A 21,999-nucleotide genomic window follows, 5' to 3' on the forward strand; every position below is an offset into this window, starting at 1 on the left:
CCGGATCTACGGCGTCGGCCCGGTCGCCGCGGGACGATCCGGGTCACCGCACCACTGTGACCACGACCCCGGATACAGGGCCGCCTCGATCCCCGCGACGGCGAGAGCGGCGACCTCGTGCGCGGCCGTTACCCCTGATCCGCAGTAGACCGCGACCGGTGCCGAGCCGTCGGCGCCCATCCCGGCGAACCGTCGGCGCAGCGCCCCGGGATCCGCGAATCGTCCGGTGCCGTCCAGGTTCTCGGTCGTCGGAGCGCTCCGTGCCCCCGGGATGTGACCGGCGCGCGGATCGACCGGTTCCACCTCACCGCGGTACCGCTCGCCGGCGCGGGCATCGAGCAGCACCCCGTCCACCGCGAGTGCCGCGACCTCGTCCGCCGTCACCGTCGGCAGGTGTCCGGCGGTGAGCACCACGTCCCCTGTCGGTACCGGTTGGCCCGCACCGGATTCCAGTTCGAACCCCGCCGATGTCCAGGCGGACAGCCCGCCGTCGAGCATCCGGACGTCGGGCACCCCGGACCAGCGCAGCAGCCACCAGGCGCGCGCGGCGGCGGTGTTACCCGTGGCGTCGTAGACGACGACCGCGTCGCCCGTACCGATCCCCCACCGCCTGGCGCTGTTCTGCAGGTCCGCGATCCCGGGCAGCGGGTGCCTGCCGAGCTCCGGCGCGGGCGGTGCGGAGAGTTCGGTTTCCAGGTCCACGAACCGGGCACCGGGAATGTGCCCGTCGCGGAAGTGGTCCCGGCCGTTCGGGTCGCCGAGCGCCCAGCGGACATCGAGCACAACGGGTGGCCGGGACGCGCCCAGCCGGGCCGCGAGTTCGTCGGCCGTGACGAGCACCCCGAGCTCGCGCCGCAGCAGTTCGGCCATCGCCTCGCCGTACGCGACGAAGACGACCTTCCGCACCGCGGTGCCGGACCCGCGCACCGCGGAGACCGCCTGGTGCACGGCGTCGGCGTGCGGCCAGCCGTAGACACCGGCCGAGATCAGCGGGAACGCGACCGTTGCCGCGCCCAGTTCGTCCGCCACCTCGAGGCTGCGCGTGTATGCCGAGCGGAGCACGGCCGAGCGGTCCTCGACGGCCGAGTACACCGGGCCGACCGTGTGAATCACCCAGCGCGCGGACAGGTTTCCCGCACTCGTCGCGACGGCATCACCCGCGGGCAGCTCGTCGGGCAGCGCGGTCGCGCGCAGTCGCCTGCACTCCTCCAGGATGCGTGGTCCACCGACCCGGTGGATGGCGCCGTCGACACCCCCGCCGCCGAGCAGCCCGGAGTTCGCCGCGTTCACGATCGCGTCCGCCTCGACCGTCGTGATGTCCCCGCGCAGCACCTCGATAGCCACCATGGCCCACACCGTACCCCCGCCGGCGGGCTCGGGGCGGGGCGTCAGCGCACCGTGATGGTGCGGCTGTGCCAGCCGGTCGCCCCGTCGGGAATCGGCGGCGTGCGCTCCTCCGTCTGGACGTTGCCGTCCAGGTCGGTGGCGCGCACCTGCACGGTGTGCACCCCGGCGGGCGCGTCCCACTGCCAGGTCCACTGGCGCCAGGTGTCGAGGGAGTACTCGGGCGTGAGGGTCGCCGGCTGCCACGGACCCTCGTCCACCCGCACCTCCACCCGCTCGATGCCGCGATGCTGTGCCCACGCGGTTCCCGCGATCAGGACCGGTCCCTCCGATACCGGCGCGAAGGCGGCAGGCACATCGATGCGGGAGGCCGTCTTGATCGGCCCCCTGGCGCCCCACCCGCGCTTGGTCCAGTACGCCTGTGCCCGATCGAATCTGGTGAGCTCCCAGTCCACGACCCACTTGGTGGCAGAGACATAGCCGTACAGTCCCGGCACCACCTGGCGGACCGGGAACCCGTGCTCGAGCGGCAGCGGCTCGCCGTTCATCGCGACGGCCAGCAGGGCGTCGCGGCCGTCGCGCAGCACCTCGACGGGGGTGCCGACGGTGAAGCCGTCGACACTCGTCGACAACAGCATGTCCGCGTCGCCGCGCACGCCGACCTCATCGAGGAGCTCCGCGATCGGGTAGCCGATCCAGGTGGCGTTGCCGGCGAGGTCCCCGCCCACCTCGTTCGAGACGCATGTCAACGTGATCGCGCGCTCGATCGGCGGCCGTCGCAGGAGCTCGTCCCAGGTCAGCGTGACCTCGCGGTCCACCATGCCGTGAATGCGCAGGCGCCAGTCCGCGGTGGTCAGCCGGGGCACCTGCAGCGCGGTGTCGATGCGGTAGAAGATCGGGTTCGGGGTGATGAACGACGTAGCGCCGGGGACCTCCAGGTCGACTCCGGGCGGGATCGGCGCGGCCCGGTCCGCGACCGGGGGAATCCTCACCCGGCGCCTGCTGTCGAGCACACCGCTCAATCGCTGGTTCATCTGCCGTCCGGCGACTCCCGCCGCCGCGGCGACGGCCGCGGCGAGCGTCGCGAGCACCAGGAATCGGCGCCGGCCCGTATCGCCGTCGCGGCCGGGCGGCGGTCCGTCGAGTTGCGAGGTCAGCTGTCGCAGCACCACGATGCCCAGGGCAACCCCGACGACCGTCGGCACGGCAGCGCCCCAGCCCGCGCCGGGCCGCGTGATGGCGGCGTATACCCCGACCAGGCCGAGCGCGGCGAGAATCGTGCTGCCGTAGGGCCGTGTGGGCCGTTCGACGATGCCCGCGATCGCGGCGAACACCGCGATGAGGACCGACATCCCGACGAACAGCGCCGGCTTGTCGCCGGTGCCGAAGGTCGAGATGGCGAACTCGCGCGCCCAGGCCGGGCTGCGGTCGACGGTGGTCGATCCGACCGCGAAGAAGGGCGAGGACTCCGGCCCGGTCAGCGCAGACAGCAGTTCGCCGACGCCCAGCACCACGCCGGCGGCGATCACCCCCGACACCGCCCGCGCGATCAGCCGCCGCGCCGGTTTCCGGGCCGTGGGGTCCTCTTCTGTGGACGTCGAACTCGGTGCCCGCATACCCGCCTCCGCTCCCTTGCATGGTAGTTCGCAAGGTCTTCGGAGCCGATGGGTCGCGCGGATGGGCGCATCACCGCGTCACCGATGTGGGCGTGGGCGGGCGCCCCTGGTCAGCGGGTGGGCTCGGTCGGCTGGGTTGTCGCCTCCGGAGTCGTCGTCTCCGGACTCGGCTCAGCCGCGCTCAGCCGATAGACGTGGTCCGGGGAGATGATCTCGGTGATCGCCGCCGCCAGCTGGGTGCTCGGCTCGCTGCCCTCGTAGGAGATGTCGGTGTTGATCATGATGACGAGGGTCGTCTTCTGCTCCGGCAGGTAGACCGTCACGGTCTGATACCCGGGCAGGCTCCCGTTGTGCCCGATCCAGCCGGCGATGTCGAACACGCCAAGGCCATAGCCGACGTCGGCGGGATAGCCCGGCGCGTTCACCGTCTCGAGCCGTTGTGCCTGTGTCTCCGGCTTGAGCAGGGTGCCGGTCGCGAGCACCGGTCCCCAGATGTGCAGGTCCTCGAGGGTCGAGATCATCGCGCCCGCGGCCCAGCCCCAGGACGGATCCCAGTCGGTGGCAGTGGATTCCTTGCCGTCGGCGGTCTGCACGGTGTATCCCTGCGCGTGCGGTTCCGGGAACGCGTTGGTGGTGGGGAAGATCGTCTTCTCCATGTGCAGCGGTTGGAGGATCCGCTCGTTGATGTAGTCCGGCAGCGACAGTCCGCTCTCCTTCTCCACCACGAGTCCCAGCAGCACATAGTTGGTGTTGCAGTACTGGAATCCCTGGCCGGGCTGGAACGTCGCCGGTTGGGCGAAGGCGTAGCCCAGCAGCTGCTGCGGGGTGAAGGGTGCCTTGGGATCCGCGAAAAACGCCTTCTGGAACTCCGGGCTCTCCGAGTAGTTGGCCAGCCCGCTCTGCATGCGGGCCAGCTCCCGGATGGTGATCTGATCGCCTGCGGGAACGCCGTCGATGTACTTCGAGATGGGGTCGTCGAGACCCACCTTGCCCTCGTCCACCAGCTGCAGGATGGCGGTGGCCGTGAAGGTCTTGGTCAGACTGCCGATCCGGGTGTAGAAGTCGGTCTGCATCGGCGCGTCGGTGGACTTGTCGGCGACGCCGAAGGCCTTGACGTACTTGCCGTCCGGCCCCCAGACACCGACAATCGCGCCGGGCACGGATGTCTTCTTCATCGTCGCGTCGATGGCGTCGTCCAGGCGCTGGGCGACGCCCGAATCCATCTCCGCGGTGGATTCGGCGCCGGTCGGCGCGGTGGTGGCCGACTGGTCCGAGGTCGAATCGCCTGAGCATCCCGCTGCCACGAGCAGGGTGACGGCCGCGGCCGCGATCAGCCCCCGCCTCCGGTATGTGCTGGTCACGACCTGTGCTGTCATCGCAGGGTCCCGTCGTCGACGTGCGCTTGCCGCCGAACCTACTCCGTACCGACCGGTCCCGCCGCCCGTTTGGACCGAAGGACCGTCGTCTCAGAATCGCTGCCAGGTCGGCTTGTGCCGCAGCGCATAGCGGGAGTAATCCGCCAACGCGAGGTGGTGCGCCGCCGCCTCGTCGAGAACCACGGTCGTGTGCCGGTGCAGCTGGATCACCGATGCGGGGCAGAACGCGGTGAGGGGGCCCTCCACCGCCGCGGCGACAACGTCGGCCTTGCCCTCCCCCGCCGCGACCAGCACCAGATGCCCGGCCTCGCCGATGGTGCCCAGGCCCTGGGTGAGCACATGCCGAGGGACGTCGTCGACGCGGCCGAAGAAGCGGGCGTTGTCGAGACGGGTCTGCTCGGTGAGCGTCTTGACGCGCGTTCGCGAGGTCAACGCCGATCCCGGCTCGTTGAAACCGAGGTGTCCGTTGGTGCCGATCCCGAGCAGTTGCACGTCCACACCGCCCGCCGCGGCGATCGCGGCGTCGTAGCGGGCGGCCTCTCGGGCCAGGTCCTCGGCCTGCCCGTCGAGGTAGTCCACCCGATCGGGGTCGATGTTCACCCGATCGACGAATTCCGACCTGATCACGGAAGAATAGGACTGCTCATGGTCTTTCGGCAGTCCGACGTACTCGTCGAGCAGGAACGCCCGGGCGGACGAGAAGTCCAACCCGTCGTGGCGATGCCGCCGGACGAGTTCGCGGTAGGTGCCGAGTGGCGACGATCCGGTCGCGAGGCCGAGCGTCGTCGGGCCGCCGCGCACGTAGTGCTCGACGATGTCTGCGACGGTCGAGGCGACCTCGTCGGGCGTCGACCGGATCACGACCTCCATGTGGCCGCAGCCTACCGGCGCGGACACCCGAACCCGGGCGCCTCGCCCGTGGTCGGCTCGGTCACGATCCCCGCCGCGGCCGGCCCGTCCGCGATCGGATCCGGGCGGATTTCGATACCGTTGTCGACGCGCCGTGGTGGCGCGGGACCGTCATCGACCTAGGAGTCACCATGCTTGGACTCGGCATCATCGGCTGGATCATCGTCGGCGGGCTCGCCGGCTGGATCGGCAGCAAGATGATGGGCACCTCCGAGCAGCAGGGCATCCTGCTCAACATCGTGGTCGGCGTCGTCGGCGGCCTGCTCGGCGGCTTCCTGCTCAACCTCATCGGCGTCGACGTCAAGGGCGGCGGACTGATCTTCAGCTTCTTCACCTGCCTCCTCGGCGCGGTCATCTTGCTGTTCGTGGTCAAGAAGGTGCGCACCTAGCACCGCCTCGCTCGCCGAGCGTGCAGTTGTGGGGGCATACGCCCAGGTAGCGCGACGGAAGGTGCACGCTCGGCGGGGAGACGCGATCCCCGAGACGCAGACGGCCCGGCGGACGCCGTGCGCGACTGCGGCAAAATGTCCGAGGTGTCCCGAATCGCCGAGCCCGAAACCACCCTCACGCGCGATCCGGGTCTCTCGCACCCGATCAGTGCGGGAGTGGTCACCGCACTCGTCGGCTTCACCAGCTCCTTCGCCGTGGTGCTCACCGGCCTACGCGCGGTCGGGGCGAGCCCAACGGAGGCCGCCTCCGGCCTGATGGCATTGTGCGTGACCCAGGCGGTCGGCATGCTCTGGCTCTCGCGCCGCTACCGGATGCCGATCACCCTGGCGTGGTCCACGCCCGGCGCCGCGCTGCTGGCCGGAACGGGCCTGATCGTCGGCGGCTGGCCGGCGGCGGTGGGCGCCTTCATCGTGGTCGGCCTCGCGGTCACCCTCACGGGCCTGTGGCCCCGGCTCGGCAGGCTGATCGCCGCGATCCCCACCGCGCTGGCCCAGGCCATGCTCGCCGGGGTGCTGCTCCCGCTCTGCCTCGCCCCGGTCACCGCCTTCCGCGACTCCCCCGCCGCGGTCGCCCCGGTCGTCCTCGTCTGGCTGATCCTGCTGCGATTCTCCCGACGCTGGGCCGTGCCCGCGGCCTTCGCCGCGGCGGCCGTGGTGATCGGCGTCAGCATCGCCTTCGGCGACGGCTCCCTCGACACGTCCGCGCTGGTGCCGACGCTCGACCTCACCGCCCCGCAGTGGACCTGGCAGGCGCTGGTCGGCATCGCGGTACCCCTGTACATCGTGACGATGGCCTCGCAGAACATCCCGGGCACCGCGGTGATGTCGTCCTTCGGGTACCGGGTGCCGTGGAAGTCCGCGATGACCGTCACCGGCATCGGCACCGTGATCGGCGCACCCGCCGGCGGACACGCGATCAACCTGGCCGCCATCAGCGCCGCCCTGGCCGCCGCTCCCTCCGCGCACCCGGACCCGAAGCGCCGCTGGGTCGCCGCCTTCACCGCGGGCTGCTCCTACCTGGTGCTCGCGCTGTGCTCGGCCGCGCTGGCGACGCTGGTCGTCGCGGCACCGCACGGAGTGGTCGAGGCCGTCGCGGGTCTCGCGCTGCTTGCGACCCTGGGCGGCTCGCTGGCGGCGGCGGTGGCCGACGAGACCGACCGGGAGGCGGCCGTGCTCACCTTCCTGATCGCCGCGTCGGGCGTCGGCATCCTCGGCATCGGGTCGGCGTTCTGGGCCCTCGTCGCCGGACTGATCATCCGACTGGTCCTGCGGGGAGTCAGGCCACGCCCGCGAACTCCTTGAGGATCTGGCTCAGCGCCGCCGGTTCCTGCAGCATCGGCAGGTGACCGGTGGCCATCTCGCGCCGCCACCCCGCTCCGAGCTCGGCGGCGTATCGGCCCTGCAGCGCCGCTGGGAACTCCTTGTCCGCCGTCGTCACCACGTATCCGGCTCGCGCGGGGAACACCCGTGCCGAGACACGATCGCGGTACAGGCGCTGCGATTCCGGCGCGAAATCCGCGACGATGCGCGCGACCTCGTCCTCACCGAGACCGGCGCAGAGGCCGGACCGGATCGCCTTCTCGGGCGGCCGGGTGCCCGCGACCCGCATGATCAGCCCGACGATGTGCCGCTGCGGCGCGGGCAGCGCGCCGAGGAACGAGCGGCCCGCCGACGGCACCGAGGCCGCGACCGCGAGCAGCCCGCCGACGCGTGTAGGCGCGACGGCAGCGACCTCGCTCGCCACCACCCCACCGATCGAATGTGCCACCACGGTGAACTCACCGTCGGGCGCCTGCGCCAGCACCGCCTCCGCGTAGTCCCGCAGCGTCGCGCCCGCCTGCTTCGGGTACGCCGCGACGACCGAGTCGACGGGCAGCGAGGCTCGCACCTCGTCCCAGATCCAGGCCGGAAGCCCTGCGCCGCTGAGGAAAACGATCGGGGTCGACTTCGGTTCGATGGTCATGCGCACTCCTTGGATGTGAGGGTGAACGCAACAGTAGACAGAGAGCCCGACAAGCAGGTGTCGGCTTCGAAAACCTCGTCGCCATGGCGGGTCCTCGGCCTCACCGACCCCTGGCAGGCGACCGTGGGAGCGGGTCCGTCGCGCTGAGGAACCTCTCGATCGCCGGCCCGAATTCGGCGGCGTTGGTGAGCAGGTCGACATGTCCGCCGTCGTGGATCTCGACGGTGGCGTTCGGCAGCAGGCGGTGCATGATCCGGGCGTTGATCACGGGGATGAGGGGATCGTCGGTTCCGGCGATGATCAGTGTCGGTTGCCGGATCGCCGGCAGCGCGGGCAGGCTGGTCCACGTCGTGCCGGCGAGCAGTTGGTACAGGTAGCCGCGCCCGGATCCGCCCCGGTGGTGGTCGATCAACTGGGTGATGGCGGCGGCGCTGTCTTCGGCGGTGCCGCCGTAGATCTTCCCGGCGATCGACGCGAGGTACTCGGTATCTGTGAAGCGGCGCGGGGTGAGCATCTTCGCCAGCACCGACGGTCTCGCGGGCACCATCAGGGCGCCGGTCGCGGTCGCGGCGAGCACCAGGCGCCGGCACCGGCGGGGGTTCTGGAACGCGAACTGCTGTGCCAGGGCCCCGCCCCACGAGTAGCCGAGCACATCGACGCGGCCGTAGCCGAGTTCGTCGAGCAGGCCGCCGAGCAGCCAAGCGAGGCAAGGGAATCCGTAGGGTAGGGCCGGTGTGGGTGATCCGCCGGTGCCGGGCACGTCGAACCGGATGACGGTGCGGTCGTCGAGGTGGTCGACCAGCGGCTGCAGCATCTCCAGGCTCGCGCCGATGCCGTTGCACAGAACCAACGGCACCCCACGGCCTCGCCGGACGCTCACGCGGATCCGCCGTCCGACCACCGTCGCGATGCGGGTCTGGTCCGGCGGGCACACCGGCCGGTTCATCGGTAGACGGCCACGCACTCGGCGACGCAGGCTGGCCGGTCCACGTTCTCGGCCTCGAACGCGACCCCGAAGACCGCCTCGACGCCGCCCGGCTTCTGCTGTGCGGACACCAGCGCGACGGTGGCGCGGACCTGCGCGCCGACCAGGACCGGGGCGGGGAAGCGCACCTTGTTGAGCCCGTAGTTCAGGGCCGCCTCGAGGGTGTCGATGGTCAACACCTCGTTGAGGGCCCGCGGGATCAGCGACAGGGTCAGGTAGCCGTGGGCGATGGTGCCACCGAACGGCCCGGCGGCCGCCCGCTGTGGATCGGTGTGGATCCACTGGTGATCGCCGGTGGCGTCGGCGAACAGATTCACCTGATCCTGGGTGATCTGCTGCCAGTCGGTGGTACCGAGCTGCCGGCCGACGAGGCTGAGCAGGTCGGTCGGGCGGTTGATCTGTGTGCCCATCGAGTTCTCCGAATCGTTACGGGTGTCATTGCGGTGGTTCAGCGTTCGCGGACGTAGGAGCCGGGCGCGGGCATCAGCGGCGGTAGGTCGGGGTGGCCGAGCACCGCCGGCGCGTCCCGATCCGGCCCGCTGCGCTCGGCCAGCCAGGAGGTGTAGTGCGGCCACCACGAGTCCTTCTGTGTGTCGGTGGTCTCGAGCCACTCGTCCGGGCTCTCGGTGTCCGGCGGCGCGAGCCGGAAGGAGGCGCGGGGGTTGCCGGGCGGGTTGACCAGCGAGGCGATGTGCCCGCTGGTGGACAGCGCGAATTGCACGTCGCCGCCGAACAGTCGGGCGCTGCGGTAGCAGGCCTGCCAGGGGCTGATGTGGTCGGCGATGCCGGCGATGACGTAGGCGTCGACGGTGACCTTCGACAGGTCCACCGGGGTGCCGAGCATCGTGACGCCGCCGGGGACGGTGAGCGCGTTGGCCAGGCCGGACAGCACCATGTCCTTGTGCAGGGCCGCGGTCATTCGGGTGGTGTCAGCGTTCCAGAACAGCACGTCGAACGACGGCGGGGTGTTGCCCTGGATGTAGTTGTTCACCCAGTACCGCCAGATCAGGTCGTTCGGGCGCAGCCAGGCGAACACCTCCGCCAGCGACCGCCCGTCGAGATAGCCGCGCGCGGCGGAGATCCGGATGGCCTCCTTCGCGGTGAAGGCGTCGATGAAGGCGCCGGTCGTGCCCGCCCGGGTATGGTCGATCACCGTGACCGCCAGGGTCAGCCCGGCGATGCGTGCGGCCTCGCCGATGTCTGTCAGGTGCGCCGTGACCATCGCGGCGAGCATCCCGCCGGAGCAGGTCGCGAACAGGTGCGTGCGGTCGGTGCCGGTGATCTTCTCGACGGCCTCGAGCGCGTCGAGGATGGCCTGCCCGTAGGTGTCGAATCCCCACGTGCGGTGGCGGGTCTTCGGGTTGCGCCACGAAATCGTGAACACCTGCTGGCCCTGGTCCAGGAAGTGCTCGACCAGGCTGCGCCCCGGGGAGATGTCCAGAATGTAGAACTTGTTGATCACCGGCGGCACGATCAGCAGCGGCGCGGTGCGCACCGCCGGGGTTCGCGGGGTGTATTGGATCAGCTCGAGCACCCGGTTCTGGAAGACCACCGAGCCCGGGGTCGCGGCGACGGTCCCGCCGACGGTGAAGGCGTCCGGGTCGACCATCGCCGGCACCCGCGGCTTGGTCGCGAGGTCGCGCACCAGGTGGCCGAGCCCGCGGACCGCGCTGGCGCCGCCGGTGTCGAGGAACGCCTTGTAGCCGAGCGGGTTGAGCAGCGGATTGTTGCTCGGCGCCGCCGCGTCGACGACGTTGTCGAGCACGAACTGCACGCGTTCGAGGTCGCGCCAGTCCAGGTTCGCGTCGGCGACTAGTTGATTGGCGGTCTCCGCCGACGCGAGATAGGTCTGCATGATCCTGCGCAGCAGCGGGTTGCCGGACCACGCCGGGTCGGCGAACCGCTTGTCGGATCGCGCGGGTTGCCGAGCCGACGTGCCGCGGGCGATGTCGACCAGCTCGACGGCCAGTCCCCGGCCGCGGCCGGCGAGGAAGTGCGGCGCCTTGCCCAGGGCGATGCCGGCGCGGAGCCAGGATCTGTTCGGCAGCATGCGCCGGCCGATTCCGAGCGCCGAGGCGGTCAGCAGCATGTCCAACGGCGCCGCCAGTTCGTCGCCGACGGCGACGTCCGTGGTGGTGGGTGCGATGGTCACGACGGGTCCTCCTCGAGTCGGGGCGCACGGACCTCGCGCCGCAGTATCTTGCCGGTCGGGCCCTTGGGCAGCGCGTCGACCAGCCACACGCGCCGCGGGTACTTGTAGGCGGCGACGCGCTGTTTGACGAAGGCGCGCAACTCCTCCGCGGTGGCGGTGGCACCGTCTTTGAGCGCGACCGCGGCGCCGACCTCCTCGCCGTGGTAGTCGTCCGCGATGCCGATGACCGCGGCCTCGGCGACCGCGGGGTGCTCGTAGAGGACCTCCTCGATCTCTCTCGGGTAGACGTTGTAGCCGCCGCGGATGATCAGCTCCTTCTTGCGGTCGACGACATAGAAGTAGCCGTCCTCGTCGGTCCGGCCCAGATCGCCGGTGGACAGCCAGCCGTCGGTGATCGTTGCGGCCGTCGCGTCCGGCAGCTGCCAGTAGCCCTTCATCACGTTGTGCCCGCGGATCTGGATCTCGCCGACCTCGCCCGGGGCCACCTCGGCTCCGGTGTCGTCGACGACCCGCATCTGCACCCCGTCGATGGGGACGCCGATCGAGCCCGGTTTGCGCTCTCGGTCGGGGTGGTTGAAGCAGGCGACCGGGGACGACTCCGAGAGCCCGTACCCTTCGAGAATCGCGCAGCCGAAGGCGGATTCGAATCCGTGCAGGACCTGTACCGGCAGCGCGGCACCACCGGAGATGCAGGTGCGCAGCGATGCGGTCTGCTCGGCGGGGAACTCGGCGGCGGCGTGGAGCATCGCCGTGTACATCGTGGGCACCCCCTCGAAGACCGTGACCCGATCCCGCGCGATGATCTCCAGTGCCTTGCGGGCATCGAACCGCGGGAGCAGCGTCAACGCGGCCCCGCTCGCGACCGCGGTGTTGAGCCCGCAGGTCATGCCGAACACGTGGAACAGCGGCAGGCAGCCCATCACCACGTCCCCCGGGCCCAGTCGCAGGAGCCGGCGGGCGGTCACGGCCTGGTTGCGGCCCAGGTTGCCGTGGGTCAGCTCGGCGCCCTTGGGCGTTCCCGTGGTGCCGGAGGTGTGCAGGATGACCGCCGTGTCGTCGGCGGACCGGCTGAGCGGGCGCGGCTGCGGCGCCAGGCCCGCGGTCAGCTCGGCCAGCGACGCGTCATCGACCAGCCAGCACTTCGCGCCCGCCGCGGCGGCTCCGCCGTGGGCGGCCTCGGCGCACTGCGGGAGCGCGAACAGCGCGCGGGCACCGGTGTTCGTCAGCTGGAACCGAACCTCACGCTCGGCGAGCAGCGGGTTCATCGGCACGACGATGCCGCCCATCCGCAGGATCCCGTAATAGGCGATCGCGAACGCCGGGGTGTTCGGCAGCATGATGCCGATCCGGTCGCCGGGCTCGGAGCCCTCCGCGTCGAGCAGCGCGGCGAAACGCGCCGCGGCGTCGTCGAGTTCGGCGAACGACAGTGCGAGGTCGTCGCACCGCAATGCGGTGGCGCCGGGATACATCGACGCCGCCTCGGTCAGATTCAGGGCGAGATTGGTGATGACAGCCTCCCGAGTCGTGCTGTTCAGGGCTGTTCCATCGTCGATCCGATGTCCGTCCGCGTCGATGGAGTGGGAAACAACGGGCACGCCCCGACAGTGTTCCCGCGAACAACATCACGGTCGATGCCGCTCTTCTAACCTCATCGCATGCCCACCGGTGATATCGAGCAGCAGATGGTCGAGCTCGGCACGGCGCTGTACCGGCGCGCCGACGAACTCGGTCAGGCGGTCGCCAATGTGATCGCCGCCGAGGTCGACTTCTATGCGTCCGGCTCTGCCGTCACCTCCGCCGAGCTGGCCGAAAGCTGCAAGGCCAACCTCCGGTTCATCTTCAGCGGCCTGCAGGGCGATCAGGACTTCGACACCACCCCCGCGAGAGCCACCGGGATCCGTCGCGCCAAGGCGGGTGTGCCGCTCGCGGCGGTCATGGAGGCTTACCGGGTCGCGTTCCGCCTGATCTGGGAGGCCATGCTCGACGAGTCCAGGGCGCGTCGGCACATCACCGCCGAGGCGATCCTGCGCGTCACCGGGCAGGTATTTCTCGGCCAGGACACCTTCACCCAGGCGATGAGCAGCGGGTACCGCGAACAACAGACACGCCAGGTCCTGCAGGACGAGGCCGAACGCGCCGCCCTCGTCGAGGCGCTCCTCGAGGGACGAATCGTCGAGCGGGCAACCCTGTGGGAGGTCGCGGAGATCCTCCGGATCCCCACCCGCGGGACGTGCGTCGTGGTGGCCGCCGACGTTCCGGCGATCGGCAGGCTCGCGCTCCCCGACATCGAAGCTAAGCTCCGCAGCCTCGACCTCGTCTCCGCGTGGCGACTGCTTCCGGACATTCAGATCGGGATCGTGTGCGTGAGTAGCGATCGGCAACTCGACGCCCTGATCGAGCTTCTCAATCGGGTCAGCTCGACCCGCGTCGGCGTCAGCCCCCGCTTCGATGACATCACCCGCACCGCGGACGCGGTCCGGTACGCCCGGGCCGCGATGGCCGGACCCGCCCACAGGGAATCGTTGGTCACCGTCTTCGAAGATTCCCTCATCAGCATCGCCGCCATCAGTTCCCCGGAACTCATGAAACGGCTCGCCGAACCGGTGCTGGCCGGGTTCGATGACCTCTCCCACGATGACCGACAGATTCTGTTCGACACCTTCCGGCAGTGGATCGACCACGACGGCTCCGTCACCGATGCCGCCGCACAGCTGTTCTGCCACCCGAACACCGTGCGGCATCGGCTCCGACGCATCGAGGAACGCACCGGCAGACTGCTCAGCCGACCGCGGGATGTCGCCGAGTTGTGCATGGTCTTCGAGGTGGATCGTCGGCTGGGCCCGGCCGACTGAACCGGCGCTCGAGCGGGATACCGGCCTCACGCATCCGTGCGCACTAGGGTCGCCACCATGACCTCCGCCCAGCCCGACCCGACCGCCGCCGACTACCCCGTGCTGTGGCCGGTCCCCACCCGCTGGGCGGACAACGACCACTACGGCCACGTCAACAACGTCACCTACTACTCGTACTTCGACACCGCGGTGAACGGCTGGCTGATGTCGGCCGTCGGGGTCGACATCCGCGACCTGCCCGCGATCGGCGTGGTCGCCGAGACCTCGTGCACGTACCGCAGCGAGCTGAGCTTCCCCGATCAGCTGCAGGTCGGACTCTCGGTGTCCCGGCTCGGCACCCGCAGCATCGTCTACGCGCTGGCGATCTTCCGCGAGGGGCCCGATGGCGCCCTCGACCTGGCGGCGACGGGCCGCTTCGTGCACGTCTACGTCGACGCCGAGAGCCGGAAACCGGTGCCCATCCCGGACGAGATCCGCACGGCCGTGAGCCGGCTCGTCCGGACCGACTGACACCCGAAACGCCGAACGCCCCGTTCTCGGGAAACGGGGCGTCGAGGAGGCCGGAGCCGCTACTCCGGCGTGGTTGCCGGAGGGGTCTCTGCGTCCGCCGAGAGGCTACTGAGAAGCGGCATCAGCAGGGCGAGGATCTTTTCCATGGCGTTCTCCTTCAGTGTGATCTCTGTCACCGTGGTTTCGGCTTGCCGAGAAGTGTGCACCCCGAATCGCGGCACGCGCAGCGGTTTGAAAATCTCGCTTGCAAGATCTTTTTGATCACGAATTGCAAACGATTGCTAGCGGAGCCCGGCCTTGCGCGCGATGTCCATCGCCTGGGCCACGATGTCGTCGATCAGCTTCGTCGACGGCGCGCCCACGGCGGCGGTGTTCCGCGGATCCTCCATCGTCCGCCGCAGCACCCCCTCGGCGATGATCGAGATCTTCCACAGCGCGAGCGCGTGCCAGAACCCGAGCGCGGCCGGGTCCCTGCCGGTCTCGTGGATGTAGGCCTTCGTCAGCTCTTCCCTGGTCGGAAAGCCCTCCAGCGTCGACGCCGCGAACGGTCCCGGCACCTCGTCCTCCGCCTGCGCCCAGTACGCGAGCAGCGCACCGACGTCCGCGAGGGGATCGCCGAGGGTGCACAGTTCCCAGTCGACGACGGCGACCACCCGGCCGTCGTCGCGTGCGGTGATCACGTTGCTCAGGTGGAAGTCGCCGTGCACCAAGGTCAGTTCGGTCTGCGCGGGGATCGACCGGGCGAGCAGCGCGGCCAGCTCGTCGACCGCCGGGATGTCGCGGGTCTTCGACTTCGCCCACTGCCCGGACCAGCGCCTGAGTTGGCGCTCCGCGTACGGCGAGTGGCTCGCCAGGTCGTCGAGGCCGGCGAGCTCGAGGTCGACCCCGTGAATGCTGGCCAGCGCGTTGGGCATCGACAGTCCGGTGGCCCGACGCCGTTCCGGGGTCAGCTTTTTCGCCACCCCGATGCTGTCGATCACGATGCCGTCGACGAAGCTCATCAGCATCAGCGGCGCGTCGGTGATCGCGGGATCCTCGGTCAGGCCGAGGACCTTTGGCACCGGCACCCCGGTCCCCTGCAGCGCGGAGAGGATCCGATACTCGCGGGCGACGTCGTGCGCGGACGCCAGCAGGTGCCCGAGCGGCGGCCTACGCAGCACCCACTGGCCACCGCCCGCGTCGGACACCAGGTAGGTCAGGTTCGACTGCCCGTTGCCGATCCGCGTGAAGTCGAGCGGCGCCACCGCGCCGACCCCCATGTCGGCGATCCAGTTCGACACCGCCTCTTCGTCGAGCCCTACGGCATTGCTCATCGGGTTCCCTTCCCTGTCACTGACTGCGTTGCGGTGTCGGTCATCTCGCGGCCGCGGCGGCCTCTTCGGCGGCGAGCCGGTACGGCGCCAACTCCTGGCGCGCGATGGTTCGCTTGTGCACCTCGTCGGGGCCGTCGGCGAGCCGCAGGGCGCGCAGGTGCGCGTACATCATCGCCAGCGGGAAGTCGTCGGACACCCCGCCGCCGCCGTGCACCTGGATCGCACGATCGACGATCTTGAGCGCCATCTGCGGCGCGGCCACCTTGATCGCGGCGATCTCGGTGCGCGCCTCCTTGTTGCCGACCGTGTCCATCAGCCACGCGGCCTTGAGGGTGAGCAGCCTGGCCATCTCGATCTCGATGCGCGCCTCCGCAATCCAGTCCTGGATGTTGGCACGCGCGCTCAGCGGGCGACCGAAGGTGACGCGGGTCGAGGCCCGCAGGCACATCAGCTCCAGCGCCCGCTCCGCCATCCCGACCGCGCGCATGCAGTGATGGATGCGCCCCGGCCCGAGGCGGGCCTGGCTGATCATGAAACCCGCACCGGGACCGGCCAACACGTCGGCGTCGGGAACCCGGACGTTCTCGAACAGCACCTCGGCATGGCCCTCGCGGTCCTGATAGCCGAACACCGGCAGCCCGCGCACCACCGTGATCCCGGGGGCGTCGATCGGCACCACCATCATCGATTGCTGGCTGTAGACGGGACCGGTGGGATCGGTCTTGCCCATCACGATCAACACCCGGCAGTTGGCGTGCAACGCATTCGAGGTCCACCATTTGCGGCCGTTGAGCACCCAGTCGTCGCCGTCGCGGGCCATGGTCATCTGGATGTTGGTCGCGTCCGAGCTGGCGACGTCGGGTTCGGTCATGGCGAACGCCGACCGGATGGTGCCGTCGAGCAACGGCCGGAGCCAGCGTTCCTTGTGCGCATCGGTGCCGAAAAGCGTGAGCACCTCCATGTTCCCGGTGTCCGGGGCGGAGCAGTTGCACGCCTCGGACGCCAGGTGACTCCGACCCATGATCTCGGCCAGCGGCGCGTACTCCGAATTGGTCAGCCCCGGCCCCAGCCCGGGGTGCGGGTGAAACAGATTCCACAGCCCGCGTGCCCGCGCCTCGACCTTGAGTTCCTCGATGATCGGCGGCTGGAAATGCGGGTCCGCCGACTCGCGCATCTGCTGCTCGTACACCGTCTCGGCCGGGTAGACCCGCTCATCCATGAAGGCCAGCAGCTTGTCGCGGTACTCCTGGCAGCGTTCGGTGGGTGCGAAATCCATCTGCGTTCCCTCTCCCTGGATCAGCGTGCCCGAGACGGCCGCGACCGCGGCGGAATTACCCAAGCAGCCATGCTAGATCGCGGGTGCGGTTACCACGTGCGGACGCGAATATCGCTGCCGAGCCGCAACAAATCGGTGCCGAATCGATTTCGGTCGAGCACGAAACGCGCCCCGGCGGAGAATTCCATCGCGGAACTTACTCAAAAGTAAGATACGTGCTAGCGTCGGCCCGTCCGGTGATGCCAGTCACAACTCACGGGGGAGACACGATCGTGCGCACATGGCCAAGGGCTGCGGGTTCCGCCGTCCTCACCCTGATCATCGGAGCGACGCTGGCCACCCCCGCCGCGATCGCACAGCCGGCGGCCGAGGCGGGCCGCGCGTGGACCGACACGGCCGACGCACCACCGCAGTACCCGGGCATCGCGGTCGAGGAGGACGTCCCGATCACGATGAGCGACGGGGTGGTGCTGCGGGCGAACGTCTACCGCGCCGCCGGTGCGGACGGCAAGCCGGTCGAGGGACGCGTTCCGACGGTGGTGAACCTGACCCCGTACACGCGGTTCGTCGACACCGTGATCGACGAGATCGCCAACTATCCGGCCCTCGGACCCCAACTGATGGACTTCGTCGGCGATCTCGATTTCTCGGGCACACCCGTCGACGGCATCACGGAGCTCACCCAGGTGGTCCGGGGCGGCGGCGCCCGATTGCTCGGCGTCAACCGCAACCTGGTCCAGAACGGCTATGCCCAGGTGATCGTCGACGTCCGGGGCACCGGCTACTCGAACGGCACCTGGGGGACCTTCGACGAGCGTGAACAGCAGGACACCGTCGAGGTGCTGAACTGGGTCCGCGGCCGGGACTGGTCGAACGGGACGATGGGGATGGCAGGGATGTCCTACTCCGCCATCAACCAGATCCAGGCCGCCGGCCGCAATCCCGAGGGACTGAAGGCGATCTTCCCGGTCATCCCCGGACAGGACTTCCACCGCGAGGTCGTGGCTCCCGGCGGGGTACTCGGCTCGGGCTTCGTGCCGCTCTGGATCTTCGGGGTCAACCTGCTGAAGTGGATGCCGCCGTTCGAGTCGCTCGTCAAGGGGCAGTTCGACCCGCAGTGGCTGGCCGACCGGGCCTCGGATCCGATCACGCTGGTGCCCGAGGTGTTCCAGTCGCTGTTCTACGGGGATTCACCACCCCTCGACGACGGCGACTTCTATGCCACACGCGGCGTCGATGCCTCGAAGGTCACCATCCCCACTTTCGTCTACGGCGGCTGGAAGGACATCTTCAAGCGCGGAGAACCGCGACTGTACAACGACATTCCGCTGCCCCCGGGCCGCAAGCAACTGATGATGGACGACACCTACCACATCAACCCCGGATACCGGCTCGGACTGCCCGGCAGCCCGCCGCGACTCGACGTGCTCGAACGGGCATGGTTCGACCGCTGGCTCAAGAACATCGACAACGGGATCGACGAGTACGGCCCGGTGACGCTGTATCAGCAGGGCGGCGGCTGGACCGTCACCGAGTCCTTCCCCCGTCCCGGCGCCGACCACCGCCGGATGTACCTGTCCGCCGCACCGTCGGGGACCGCCGGACACGCGAGGGGCGACGGATCGCTGAGCCCGGTCGCCCCGGCCGAACCGAGCACGATGACCGTGTTCCCCGGGCTGCGCATGGCCTGCTCGCGGGACACCGCCTCGGGGACGGCCGGCATCGGCGCGATCCTGGGGTCGGCGTGCACCCGCGACACCCGATTCGCCGAGGGTGAGGCCCTGACCTTCACCAGCGCCGCGGTCGACTCCCCCACCGCCATCTCCGGTCCGATCAACGTCCACCTGAACACCGTCACCGAATCGGCCGAGGGCGTCTGGCACGTCACCGTGAACGACGTTGCGCCCGACGGCACCTCGACGATCCTCAGCAACGGGGCACTGCTCTCCTCGCGTCGCGCGATCGATGATTCCCGCAGCGAGAGGTCGGCCAACGGCGACTACACGGTGCCGGTGCACCCGCTCACCAAGTCGACGATCACCCCGGCCACCCCCGGCAGCCCCACCGTGCTGGACATCGACGTCGACGCCACCGACGCGGTCCTGCAGCCGGGCCACCGCCTCCGCGTCGACATCTTCGCGACGGATCTGCCGCGCCTGCTGCCCTCGCTGCCGGACCTGGTGGCCGGCGGACTGCGGCCGCAGCACCTCGCCCTCGATCCGCGCCAACCCAGCTTCGTCAATCTCCCGGTGGTCGGAGCAGGCGGCTGGGGGTGACACCGTGACCGCGCCGGGGCGGCGGCGAGGGGCGACAAACACCCCCACAGTGCGCGAGAATCAGGCATGGCTCGTCCGCTTCCCGCGATGACCACCGACACGCTGCCGCACCCACCGCACCGGCTCCCGGTGCTGGGCGACGTGCTCTCCGCCGACGCCGCCCGCCCCGCCCACAGGCTCGCCGAACTCGCCGGGTTCCTCGGCCCGATCTACGAGACCAAGATCTTCAATCGTCACCTCACGGTCGTCTCGGGGCCGGCGATGTACGCGGAGCTCGGCGACGAGAAACGGTTCGGCAAGCACGTCGGCTTCGCCTTCGCCGCCTCCCGCGAGTTCCTGGGCGACGCGCTGCCCACGGCCTACAGCGACGAACCCAACTGGGCGCGAGCGCACAACATCCTGATGCCCGCCTTCACGCTCTCCGCGATGCATGTGTACCACGACACCATGCTCGAGACCATCGGCGAGCTCCTCACGCACTGGGACACCCTCGCCGACGCGGACACCACCGTCGACGTGCACACCGACACGAGCAAGCTGACGCTCGAGACGATCGGCCGCATCGGATTCGGCTATCACTTCGATTCGTTCACGCGCAGCGAGCCCGACCCCTTCGCCACCGCGGTGGCGCGCATGTTCGCCTACATCGGGCGCGCCGGGTTCCGCATCCCGGTGCACTGGTTGGAGAACGCGGTCCACGGCAAGGACATCCGGCAGAACGCCCGCGACGTCGACTACGTCAGGCGGGTCGTCGACGACATCATCCGCGAGCGTCGCAGCCACCCGGACGGTCAGCCCGACGACCTGCTGGCGCTGATGCTCAGCACCGCGGACCCCGAGAGCGGGCAGCGCCTCGACGACGAGAACGTGCGCAACCAGGTGATCAGCTTTCTCAGTGCCGGTCACGAGACCACCTCGGGCACACTGTCGTTCGCGCTGCATCTGCTCGCCACGCACCCCGAGATCGCGGAACACGCCCGGGCCGAGGTCTCCTCGCTGTGGCCGGCGGGCACGGAGCCGGAGCCGGTGTTCGGCGACATCCACAAGCTCAAGTACGTGCGCCGGATCGTCGACGAGACGCTGCGGCTGTGGCCGATCGCCCCCGGCTACTTCCGCGAACCGAAACAGGACACCACCCTCGGCGGCCACGTCGTCCGGAAGGGCGAGGCGCTGCTCGCGCTCACCCTGCGGGTGCACCGGGACCCGGTCTGGGGCCCGAACCCGCTGGCCTTCGACCCGGACCGGTTCCTGCCGGACCACGCCCGCACCCGCCCGACCGGCATCTACAAGCCGTTCGGCACCGGCATGCGCTCGTGCATCGGACGCCAACTCGCCCTCCACGAATCCACGCTCGCGCTGGCGCTGATCCTGAACCGCTACGAGCTCGATCCGGTGCCGGGCTACGAACTGGAGGTGGCGGAGGAGTTCACGCTCAAGCCGGTCGGCCTCCGGCTGGGGCTGCGGCGGCGGTGAAGAACCCCGCCGAGTTGGGCGGGTTCGGCCGCGCCCGGCGCCCCCGGCACGCCAAGATGGAGCCATGGCAGTCCTCACGGTCGATCGTCCGTCGATGCCCCACCCGCCGCGCCGGATCCCCCTGCTCGGGGACCTGCTCGACGTCGATGTCACCAAGCCGACGCAGAACGCGATGGCCTGCGCGCGGCGCCTAGGCCCCGTCTACCAACGCAAGATCTTCAACTACGTGTTCACCTTCGTCTCCGGCGCGGACCTGGCCACCGAGCTGAACGACGAGAGCCGGTTCCAGAAGCACGTCGGCATCGCCCTGCGGAACCTGCGCCCGATCGGGCGCGACGGGCTGTTCACCGCCTACAACTCCGAACCGAACTGGTCGAAGGCCCACAACATCCTGATGCCCGCCTTCACCCAGTCCGCCATGCGCAGCTACCACCAGACCATGCTCGACACCGTGCGCGAGCTGATCGGGCACTGGGACGAGCGCTGCGACTCCTCGCCCGTCGAGGTCACACCGGACATGACGAAGGTGACCCTCGAGACCATCGGCCGGACCGGCTTCGGATACGAGTTCGGCTCGTTTCACCGCGAGGAGCAGGACCCGTTCGTCGGCGCGATGGTCCGCTCGCTCAGGTTCGCGCAGAAGGCCTCGTTCACCCTCCCGATCCCGTTGCTGGACCGGGCGCTCAAGCGAAAGGCGATCCGCAGGAACCGGGCCGATCTGGCCTACATGGCCGACGTGGTCGACGAGGTTGTCCGCTCGCGCCGCGCGAACCCCGGGGAGCACCGCGACGACCTCCTCGGCCTGATGCTGTCCGCCGAGGATCCCGAGTCCGGCGAGCGCCTCGACGACGAGAACGTCCGCGACCAGGTGATCACCTTCCTCATCGCGGGCCACGAGACCTCCTCGGGCGCCCTGTCGTTCGCGCTGTACTACCTCGCGAACAACCCGGACGTCGCCGAGCGGGCCCGCGCCGAGATCTACTCGATGTGGCCGCAGGGCACCGACCCGGATCCGACCTTCGAGCAGATCCCGAAGCTGCGGTACGTGCGGCGCGTCCTCGACGAGACGCTGCGCCTGTGGCCGACCGCGCCCGGCTACATGCGCGAGGCCCGCGAGGACACGGTGCTGGGCGGCCGCTACCCGATGAAGGCGGGCGAGGCCGCGTTCGTGTTGTTGCCGCAACTGCACCGCGACCGGGTCTGGGGCGACGACCCGGACGCCTTCGACCCGGACCGCTTCCTGCCGGCGAACGTGCGCAAACGCCCCGGCCACATCTACAAGCCGTTCGGCACCGGGATCCGCTCCTGCATCGGCAGGCAGTTCGCGATCCACGAGATCGTGATGGCCCTGGCGCTGCTGCTGCACCGCTACGACCTCGAGCCCGAGCCCGACTACGAACTCGAGGTCACCGAGCTGCTCACCCTCAAACCCGAGGGCTTCCGACTGCGCCTGCACCGCCGCTGACCCGCCGCGACGAACCGGTCATCCATGCAGGTCAGCGAGG

The 21,999-nt window shown here is 69.8% G+C and carries 18 protein-coding genes and 1 pseudogene; 7 read left to right on the forward strand and 12 right to left on the reverse strand.

Annotated elements, in window-relative coordinates; genetic code table 11:
* Positions 1-6: 6 nt before the first annotated feature.
* The 5 genes and pseudogenes from ACFQS9_RS16855 to nagB all read right to left on the reverse strand — a co-directional run bounded on the left by ACFQS9_RS16855 (position 7) and on the right by nagB (position 5,206).
* Positions 7-870, reverse strand: coding sequence for a sulfurtransferase (locus ACFQS9_RS16855; RefSeq protein WP_378406741.1), 864 nt, complete (start codon positions 868-870; stop codon positions 7-9).
* Positions 856-1,347, reverse strand: a pseudogene (locus ACFQS9_RS16860) (O-acetyl-ADP-ribose deacetylase); the annotation flags it as partial. The gene ACFQS9_RS16855 and the pseudogene ACFQS9_RS16860, both read right to left, overlap by 15 nt.
* A 41-nt stretch (positions 1,348-1,388) precedes the next feature.
* Entirely contained in the window at positions 1,389-2,960 is a 1,572-nt protein-coding gene (locus ACFQS9_RS16865; RefSeq protein ID WP_378406702.1) for a molybdopterin-dependent oxidoreductase, read from the reverse strand.
* Positions 2,961-3,070: 110 nt separating this feature from the next.
* Complete coding sequence (locus ACFQS9_RS16870; RefSeq protein ID WP_378406704.1) at positions 3,071-4,336, reverse strand: serine hydrolase domain-containing protein; 1,266 nt, start codon at positions 4,334-4,336, stop codon at positions 3,071-3,073.
* A 90-nt stretch (positions 4,337-4,426) separates the two neighbouring features.
* Positions 4,427-5,206, reverse strand: coding sequence for a glucosamine-6-phosphate deaminase (gene nagB / locus ACFQS9_RS16875; RefSeq protein WP_378406706.1), 780 nt, complete (start codon positions 5,204-5,206; stop codon positions 4,427-4,429).
* A gap of 170 nt (positions 5,207-5,376) precedes the next feature.
* Here nagB and ACFQS9_RS16880 point away from each other — a divergent pair, with 170 nt between their 5' ends.
* Positions 5,377-5,634 carry a GlsB/YeaQ/YmgE family stress response membrane protein gene (locus ACFQS9_RS16880; RefSeq protein ID WP_378406708.1) on the forward strand — a complete coding sequence of 86 codons (258 nt, stop codon included), beginning with the start codon at positions 5,377-5,379 and terminating at the stop codon, positions 5,632-5,634.
* A gap of 153 nt (positions 5,635-5,787) precedes the next feature.
* Entirely contained in the window at positions 5,788-6,996 is a 1,209-nt protein-coding gene (locus ACFQS9_RS16885; RefSeq protein WP_378406743.1) for a benzoate/H(+) symporter BenE family transporter, read from the forward strand.
* On the opposite strand, the gene ACFQS9_RS16890 is transcribed toward ACFQS9_RS16885, so the two are convergent.
* The 5 genes from ACFQS9_RS16890 to ACFQS9_RS16910 form a co-directional block, all read right to left on the reverse strand.
* Positions 6,971-7,657, reverse strand: coding sequence for an alpha/beta fold hydrolase (locus ACFQS9_RS16890; protein ID WP_378406710.1), 687 nt, complete (start codon positions 7,655-7,657; stop codon positions 6,971-6,973). The two genes, ACFQS9_RS16885 and ACFQS9_RS16890, sit on opposite strands and share 26 nt — an antisense overlap.
* A 100-nt stretch (positions 7,658-7,757) precedes the next feature.
* Positions 7,758-8,603: a poly(3-hydroxyalkanoate) depolymerase gene (gene phaZ / locus ACFQS9_RS16895; protein WP_378406712.1), complete on the reverse strand. Its 846-nt coding sequence runs from the start codon at positions 8,601-8,603 to the stop codon at positions 7,758-7,760.
* Positions 8,600-9,052, reverse strand: coding sequence for a MaoC family dehydratase (locus ACFQS9_RS16900; protein ID WP_378406714.1), 453 nt, complete (start codon positions 9,050-9,052; stop codon positions 8,600-8,602). The genes phaZ and ACFQS9_RS16900 overlap by 4 nt, the downstream gene beginning before the upstream one ends.
* A gap of 38 nt (positions 9,053-9,090) precedes the next feature.
* A complete protein-coding gene (locus ACFQS9_RS16905; RefSeq protein WP_378406745.1) occupies positions 9,091-10,731 on the reverse strand; it encodes a PHA/PHB synthase family protein in 1,641 nt (546 codons plus the stop codon).
* A gap of 59 nt (positions 10,732-10,790) precedes the next feature.
* On the reverse strand, positions 10,791-12,302 hold the full coding sequence (locus ACFQS9_RS16910) for a long-chain-fatty-acid--CoA ligase (RefSeq protein ID WP_378406746.1): 1,512 nt from the start codon (positions 12,300-12,302) through the stop codon (positions 10,791-10,793).
* A 147-nt stretch (positions 12,303-12,449) separates the two neighbouring features.
* Between ACFQS9_RS16910 and ACFQS9_RS16915 the strand changes: the two genes are divergently transcribed.
* Positions 12,450-13,646 (forward strand): PucR family transcriptional regulator, encoded by a 1,197-nt coding sequence (locus ACFQS9_RS16915; protein ID WP_378406716.1) that lies wholly within the window; start codon positions 12,450-12,452, stop codon positions 13,644-13,646.
* A gap of 57 nt (positions 13,647-13,703) precedes the next feature.
* On the forward strand, positions 13,704-14,156 hold the full coding sequence (locus tag ACFQS9_RS16920; RefSeq protein WP_378406718.1) for an acyl-CoA thioesterase: 453 nt from the start codon (positions 13,704-13,706) through the stop codon (positions 14,154-14,156).
* A gap of 281 nt (positions 14,157-14,437) precedes the next feature.
* On the opposite strand, the gene ACFQS9_RS16925 is transcribed toward ACFQS9_RS16920, so the two are convergent.
* Together ACFQS9_RS16925 and ACFQS9_RS16930 are read right to left on the reverse strand one after the other, a co-directional pair.
* Positions 14,438-15,469 (reverse strand): phosphotransferase family protein, encoded by a 1,032-nt coding sequence (locus ACFQS9_RS16925; RefSeq protein WP_378406720.1) that lies wholly within the window; start codon positions 15,467-15,469, stop codon positions 14,438-14,440.
* A gap of 40 nt (positions 15,470-15,509) precedes the next feature.
* The gene (locus ACFQS9_RS16930; RefSeq protein WP_378406748.1) at positions 15,510-16,745 is read right to left on the reverse strand and encodes an acyl-CoA dehydrogenase family protein; all 1,236 of its coding nucleotides are present in this window, start codon (positions 16,743-16,745) and stop codon (positions 15,510-15,512) included.
* Between the two features lie 239 nt (positions 16,746-16,984).
* Between ACFQS9_RS16930 and ACFQS9_RS16935 the strand changes: the two genes are divergently transcribed.
* The 3 genes from ACFQS9_RS16935 to ACFQS9_RS16945 all read left to right on the forward strand — a co-directional run bounded on the left by ACFQS9_RS16935 (position 16,985) and on the right by ACFQS9_RS16945 (position 21,959).
* Positions 16,985-19,021 carry a CocE/NonD family hydrolase gene (locus tag ACFQS9_RS16935; RefSeq protein ID WP_378406722.1) on the forward strand — a complete coding sequence of 679 codons (2,037 nt, stop codon included), beginning with the start codon at positions 16,985-16,987 and terminating at the stop codon, positions 19,019-19,021.
* Positions 19,022-19,108: 87 nt separating this feature from the next.
* Positions 19,109-20,494: a cytochrome P450 gene (locus tag ACFQS9_RS16940; RefSeq protein WP_378406723.1), complete on the forward strand. Its 1,386-nt coding sequence runs from the start codon at positions 19,109-19,111 to the stop codon at positions 20,492-20,494.
* Between the two features lie 64 nt (positions 20,495-20,558).
* Positions 20,559-21,959, forward strand: coding sequence for a cytochrome P450 (locus ACFQS9_RS16945; protein WP_378406725.1), 1,401 nt, complete (start codon positions 20,559-20,561; stop codon positions 21,957-21,959).
* The last annotated feature ends 40 nt before the right edge of the window (positions 21,960-21,999 follow it).

The organism is Rhodococcus daqingensis, from assembly GCF_042665615.1.
Taxonomy (GTDB): domain Bacteria; phylum Actinomycetota; class Actinomycetes; order Mycobacteriales; family Mycobacteriaceae; genus Rhodococcus_G; species Rhodococcus_G daqingensis.